The 6,116-nt window shown below is 63.1% G+C and carries 5 protein-coding genes; 2 read left to right on the top strand and 3 right to left on the bottom strand.

From position 1 onward, the window contains the following. Window positions 1-207 precede the first annotated feature (207 nt). Window positions 208-1,362 carry a sensor histidine kinase gene (locus SB753_RS27735; RefSeq protein WP_410802900.1) on the top strand — a complete coding sequence of 385 codons (1,155 nt, stop codon included), beginning with the start codon at window positions 208-210 and terminating at the stop codon, window positions 1,360-1,362. A gap of 167 nt (window positions 1,363-1,529) precedes the next feature. On the opposite strand, the gene SB753_RS27730 is transcribed toward SB753_RS27735, so the two are convergent. Next, a complete protein-coding gene (locus SB753_RS27730) occupies window positions 1,530-3,257 on the bottom strand; it encodes a hypothetical protein (protein WP_410802898.1) in 1,728 nt (575 codons plus the stop codon). A gap of 264 nt (window positions 3,258-3,521) precedes the next feature. Between SB753_RS27730 and SB753_RS27725 the strand changes: the two genes are divergently transcribed. After that, entirely contained in the window at window positions 3,522-4,631 is a 1,110-nt protein-coding gene (locus SB753_RS27725; protein WP_410802896.1) for a TIGR03118 family protein, read from the top strand. An 85-nt stretch (window positions 4,632-4,716) separates the two neighbouring features. Here SB753_RS27725 and SB753_RS27720 read toward each other — a convergent pair whose 3' ends face one another. Then, complete coding sequence (locus SB753_RS27720) at window positions 4,717-5,472, bottom strand: response regulator transcription factor (RefSeq protein ID WP_204521154.1); 756 nt, start codon at window positions 5,470-5,472, stop codon at window positions 4,717-4,719. Between the two features lie 187 nt (window positions 5,473-5,659). Continuing rightward, entirely contained in the window at window positions 5,660-6,109 is a 450-nt protein-coding gene (locus SB753_RS27715) for a CesT family type III secretion system chaperone (protein WP_020070029.1), read from the bottom strand. Window positions 6,110-6,116: the final 7 nt, after the last annotated feature.

The following is a 6,116-nucleotide window of genomic DNA, read 5'->3' as shown; positions in this document are numbered from 1 at the left end:
ACCAGCGACACCAGCGACACCAGCGACACCAGCGACACCAGCGACACCAGCGACACCAGCGACACCAGCGACACCAGCGACACCAGTGCATGGCGAGGGCAAACCTTCGTAGGGGGTGGGCGACCTCTCGTTTGATGGTGCGAACGCCATGCCGCATGCTCTCATGTCTCCTATGCCGTCCGACGTGGCGGCGCCAGGAGAACGACGATGACCTTCATCCATTCGACCGTGTCGCGCGAGGCCTTGCAGGAATCCGTGCTGCGAATCTGCACTCGCGCGGCAAGACACTCCTCGTTTAGGATTGCTCGCGCGAATCCGCCCAGTCCCGCGGCGAGCGCCGCTCGCGCGGTTCGCACCGTTCGCGCCATTCGCACGGGCGTGCAATCGCAGCGGATCAGCGCAATCGCGATGTTCGTGCTGCTCGTTGCGCTACTCGTCACGATAAGCGCACCTGCTGCCAACGCGGCGATGCTCTACACGCGGCCGTGCCGCGCCGACAGCAACCTGCTGCCGATCGTCTGCCTCGTCGCGATCGGTTTCGGGCTGCTCGCGGCGGCGCTGTGGGTATATGCGTACGAGCAGCGTTCGTGCATCGCGCGCCTCGCCGCCGCAATCGAGCAGCGCAGCAGCACGGACACGTTGCCGCAAGCGTTGGCCGAGTTCGGGCCGCCCACGGTCGCGCGCCTGGTACGCGCGATCAACGGCGCGCAGCGCTACGACGCCGAGCGCGTCGCCCAGGTGCTCGATGTGCTCGCAGCTTATGCGCACGACCTGCGCACGCCGCTGACACGTATGGCGTTGCGCTGTGAGCGGCTCGACGACGGCGATGTGCGCGACGCGATCGAGCGCGATCTCGCCGAGATGGGCGAACTGGTCGAGGCAAGCCTCGCTTGCGCGCGAATGCAATGCTGGGCCGGACAACCATTGCGATGCTTCGATGCGGACGGACTGATCGGCGCGCTCGTCGATAACTACCGGGACGCCGGCCGCTCGGTCGAGCTCGAAGGCGAGGTAGGGTGTCCGGTCGTAACGTGCCCGCATGCGCTGCGCTGCGTGCTCGTCAATCTGATCGACAACGCGTTGCGCTATGACAGCGCCGTGCGGTTGTGCGTGCGCGTCGATGCACGGCGGGTGGTGCTGGCCGTGGTCGATTCCGGACCGGGTATCGTGCCGGCCGAAATGGAGACCGTATTCGCGCCCTGGTATCGCGCGCCGCGCACGACAGCGCGCGCGCCGGAATCCGGCTTGGGCCTCACGCTCGCGCGACGTCTTACGCTCGCGATGCGTGGCGAACTGCAACTGGAAAACCGCCGTAACGGTGGACTCGAAGCAAGATTGACGCTGCCTCTCGCGGTAGCGTGAGCATCAAACAGCGCTCGATAGAAAAGCTCCACGCAAACTCGCGGAATAAGCGAGCGGGCTCGCGTGTCGTAGCTGGAGCTTCATGTGCAGTCGTCTATGTCGCGTGTGAGAGCGCCCAGCGTTCTCAAAGATGCCCGAACACCCTCACATCCGTTCGCGCCGACGCCTTATGAGCGCAGCCGCAACGCGCTCTTGATCGCATCCTTCGACTCCTTCGCGGCGTCAGCCGGTTTAAGACCCGGCTCGCCGATCATGCCCGCGATCTTCTCGAGCTTTTCATCATTGGACATTGCACTCGGGTCTTGCGCTTCTGCTTTCGCCGATTTCTCTTCGGCGGGTTTCAGCGCGTCGGCGGCGAGGCGCATCATCGCTCTGACCGCGTCGGTTCGCGGCATGCCGGCGTCGGTGAGCAGCGTGAGCGTGGCGCGCAATTGCGGATCGCTTTCGATCTTTTGCAGCGCAGCTTTTTCGCGCGCCGAACGCGTGAGGTTCGGCTCGCTGCTGGTCTCGTGCAACTGACCGAGCTTCTCGGGCTGCGCACGGCGCATTGCCTTTTGCGCGATCTCCGCGATGTGCGCGCTCACCACATCGGTTGCCGCGGTTTTATAGACGCCAGCCTTGCGATCGTCGATCAGCGAGCCGGGCAGCCGGTAACCGAAATTATGCTGCTGCGCCGTTTTGCGGCGGGCGTTGTCGTACATATTCGCGTAGACGCCGGCTTGTGCTTCGAGCGGCGCGTGATCGAAGGCCTCGCTCTTGCTGGCTGATTGCGTGACATGACGCTGTACGTCGTCGGCTTTCTCGTCGCGCAGATTTTGCCGCGTTTCCAGCGCGAATTTCTTTATGTCCAACGCGTCCTTCACCGCATTGAGCGATTGCCCAGCGACGATCAGCGGCGTGGCCGCGCCATGCGTGCCTGCGGCGAGCACCGCGCCGGCCGCCGCCGCCGTCGCCGATGTCGCGCTCTCGTAGAGCGCGCCTCTGCGCCGCTTGCCCTGATTTTCCGCGATGGACATGGTCGTGAGCACATCGCGCGCACGTTGATGCTGCGGATGAGCCGGATCGTTCGCAGCACGCAGCAGTTTCGCCTTGTCGTATTGCCATTCGCCGTCCTGGCGCGTGACGATCATGTTCTCCGGTGTGGTCGGCAGATATCTGTTGGTTTTGTGTGCGGCTGATTCGGGTGCGTTCGTGCGGACGGGCTCAGTCGTGGCCATCAAGTCTTCCGTCGGCGCTTGCGTTTGGGCTTGCGTTTCGTCATGGCTCGCCGCGACCCCGCCGTGCTGGGACGATGAAATACCCTTCATCGGAATGCCCTTCGGCGCGGGTTGGGGCAACGCGTCGAAGGCAAGCACATCTTCGCGCAGCATCGCCGCGAGCTTCTGCTCATAGCGTTTGGTGGTTTGATGTGCGACCACGGCCGATGCGCCGCTCGCGATCATGCCGGGAATCTCGTGTGCGGTGTGGGCGTCGTACACGAAGCTGCCGCCGGCCGCGCGCGAATTCGCGCCGAGCACGCCGGTGAGCGGTTTTTTGGAAGCAAGGTTGAGCGGCGTGAAGCCTTTCCGTCCGCTGCCCAAAGCTTGCCTGATCGCGTTGAACACGCCCTTGCCGGCGCTGCCCTTCGGCGGCACAAAATTGTGGATGTCGTCGACTGCGGGCTGCGGTTTGGGCGGCGAGGCGAGCTTGCCGATCGCGCCCATTGGCCCCTTCAGAAGTTGATCGCGGTAGGCACCGGGCGGAACGGGTTCGCGCTTTGGCTTGTATGGAGCAAGTTGCGCCGGAACCGGCGCACGCGCCGGAGCATTCGGCGTCGGGCCGCTCGCGGACTTGTCGTCCTGCGCGGCTGGCGTCGCTGAATCAGGCGCTGCGGGCATTCCATTGACACGCATCATCTGGAGGCTCTCCGGTCGCATTCATGCAGACAACGGTAGCCGCTAACGTATGAGCGCCCCTCGATCGCGCGAAGTCATAAGCGCGCCAGCGAACTAGCTGCGCGCGGACTGCCCGGATGCAATGCACTCCTTCGCCAGACCGCGCAGACCTTCGGCATCGCCGCCAAACGCGGCTCACTCGAACTCTATTCTGCAATACGACGATTCCTGGCCGGCCGCCCTCGTCGCAACCCATCCCTTCAACTTTGCAGACGGTAGATTCGAATGAAATATAAACCCGCGTTACTCGAGACAGCAGCCGCTCTACTTACCGCATTGACGCTCACCGCGTGTGGCGGCGGCGATCATGTCGACAACGGCAAGACGGCCAACGCAAGCGTATTCAAGTCCATGGTGCTGGTGTCCGACGGCAGCGTCGCCGCGCCCAACACCGCGCCAGATCTGAAGAACGGCTGGGGCATCGCGTTCAATCCGGCCGGCGCCGCGTGGGTCTCGGGCAACGGCTCGCAAAAGTCCGTGCTGTTCGACGGCAACGGCGTGCCGCAATCGCTGATCGTGACGATTCCGCCGGGCACCAACGGCGTGGCGGGGCCGACCGGCATCGTCTTCAACGGCACGGCTACGGACTTCATGATCGCGACGCCGGACGGCTCTGCGAAGAGCAACGCCGTGTTCATGTTTGCGACGGAAGCGGGCACGATCGCCGCGTGGTCGCCGAAAGTGTTGCCGACCGCAGCCGTCACCGCGTTCGACGACGCGGCCGGTGGCGCCATCTACAAAGGCCTGACGCTCGCCAGCAACGGCGGCCGCAATCTGCTGTACGCAACCGACTTTCATAACGCAAAGGTCGACGTGTTCGATGCGGCGTTCAACAAAATCGCGCTGCCTGGCACGTTCAAGGACCCATCTGTACCGGCGGGTTTTGCTCCGTTCGGCATTCAGGCGGTTGGTTCGAAAATCTTCGTGACATATGCGCAGCAGGACGCGAGCCGCAAGGTTCAGGTGACGGGCGCGGGCCTCGGCGTGGTCGACGTGTTCGATCTGAACGGCAATCTGCTGCAACAGATTCCAGCGGGTGGCGTGCTCAACGCGCCGTGGGCAGTCGCACAGGCGCCCGCCGGTTTCGGCACGCTGAGCAACGACATTCTGATTGGCAATTTCGGCGACGGTAACATCAACGCGTTCGATCCGGTCTCGCTCAAGCCGCTCGGCAAGCTCACGCTGCAAGACGGCACGGCGTTCCAGCAGACCGGCTTGTGGGGGCTCTCGTTCGGCAACGGCGTATTGAATCAGCCCAAAACGACACTGTTCTATGCCGCAGGTCCGAACAAGAAAGTTGCAGGCGTGTATGGCCGTATCGATCTGGCCAACTGACGCTGAACGTCGAGATGGCGACCCGCGCTGCGGGTCGCCAAAAGGCCGTATTCCCTACTGCGTTACACGCAATGGCCGGCAAGTGTCACGACACCGCTTCGGCCATTCGCGCGCGGGGCGCACGCGTCGTGCAGAGATCCCGGCGATGCGGCGCTTCGATCTGTTCGAGCATGTAGCCGAGCGAATACACGGTGCGCAGTGTGAGGCCGCTGTGTTCGTCCAGTTCCAGTTTGGCGCGCAGTTTGTAGATATGCTGTTCGAGCGAACGCCCAGCAATATCGAGCTCCTTTCCCCACACCGCGTGCGCCAGTTCCTTGCGCGTGATGAGCGCACCGGGATGCGAAAAGAACAGCCACGCTATGCTGAATTCACGCGCCGTGAGCCGCACGCGTTTGTCGAGTGTGACGAACTCGCGTGTCGCCCGGTACAGCGTCGAAGAGCCGAGCGTGATAATGCTCTGCGCCGTGCGCTCGCCGCGCCGGCGCTCCACCGCGTGACGGCCGCGCGCCACTATTTCCTCGAGGCGAAACTCGCCCACGACGATTTCGTCGACGCCCGCATGCAGTGCGTTCGTCATGCTTACCGAGTCCCACCATTGGCCGATCATCATGACCGGCAGGTCCTGTCTGAAATGACACGCCCGCCACGCGAGCACGAGATTGCTGGTGGAGAACTCCGTCTCCGATTCGATGATGACGAGATCCGGCGGACTGCGCTCGAGTGAGCGAATCAGGCCGAGTTCATCGGTATAGCGAACACAGTCGGGCATGCCGTCCGCTTCGAAAGCATTCTTGATCCGCCGAAAGGTCGAGTCGTTGCGCGTTAGCAAGGCGATTTGCATGATCGTTCCAAGATGAGAATGTCTGACCGAGGCGCGCGCCAGACATGTTTTTCGTTCTGGCGGCGCGGCTTTCGTCTCACGCTCCTGATCACACAACACGCGATAGTCGAGTCCTATTCCATTTAGTTTTTCGATCGCCGAAACGCCGGTGGGACGGCGGCTTCCGCACGCGAAGAAGATATGCGCATTACGCGCGAATCCACATGAAGGCGCCTGACGCGACGGCCTGATACTGCTCGTCGGTGGCTTGAAGTATGTTCTGCTGCCAGTAGCGGCCGTGTTCCGCATAGTGGGCAAGCAGGTCGGCGAGCGTTTCGCCGTTCAGTTGGGACAGTTCCGCGCGCACGACCAGCACGGAGCTGCCGGTGTCGCTGTCCACGCCCAGTTGCGCCTGGTCCTGCGCATAGACGAGCAGGTTGGCTTCCAGCATCAGCCGATAAACACCGAGCACCCGTTCCGGCGCGACTGTTCCGAACTCGAACACAATATAAAGACCGGTGTCGTTATCGAAATGATCGAGCCGGACGTCGAAACCTTCTACTTCGATCGAGCGCGTGTCGAGCACATGGCCGGCGTCGGGCAGGCCGACCGTCGTGCATAGATCTTCGATCAGCGGCGTGTAGTAATCGATGTCCACGGCGTGT

This window comes from Paraburkholderia sp. SIMBA_053, from assembly GCF_046534895.1.
GTDB lineage: Bacteria > Pseudomonadota > Gammaproteobacteria > Burkholderiales > Burkholderiaceae > Paraburkholderia > Paraburkholderia caledonica.
This window is presented reverse-complemented; position numbering and strand designations above follow the sequence as displayed.

What these genes read in the sequence shown, in the direction of transcription:
- SB753_RS27735 (WP_410802900.1), top strand. Translation starts at nt 208, where the DNA reads ATGACCTTCATCCATTCGACCGTGTCGCGCGAGGCCTTGCAGGAATCC.
- SB753_RS27720 (WP_204521154.1), bottom strand. Translation starts at nt 5,472, where the DNA reads ATGCAAATCGCCTTGCTAACGCGCAACGACTCGACCTTTCGGCGGATC.
- SB753_RS27730 (WP_410802898.1), bottom strand. Translation starts at nt 3,257, where the DNA reads ATGATGCGTGTCAATGGAATGCCCGCAGCGCCTGATTCAGCGACGCCA.
- SB753_RS27725 (WP_410802896.1), top strand. Translation starts at nt 3,522, where the DNA reads ATGAAATATAAACCCGCGTTACTCGAGACAGCAGCCGCTCTACTTACC.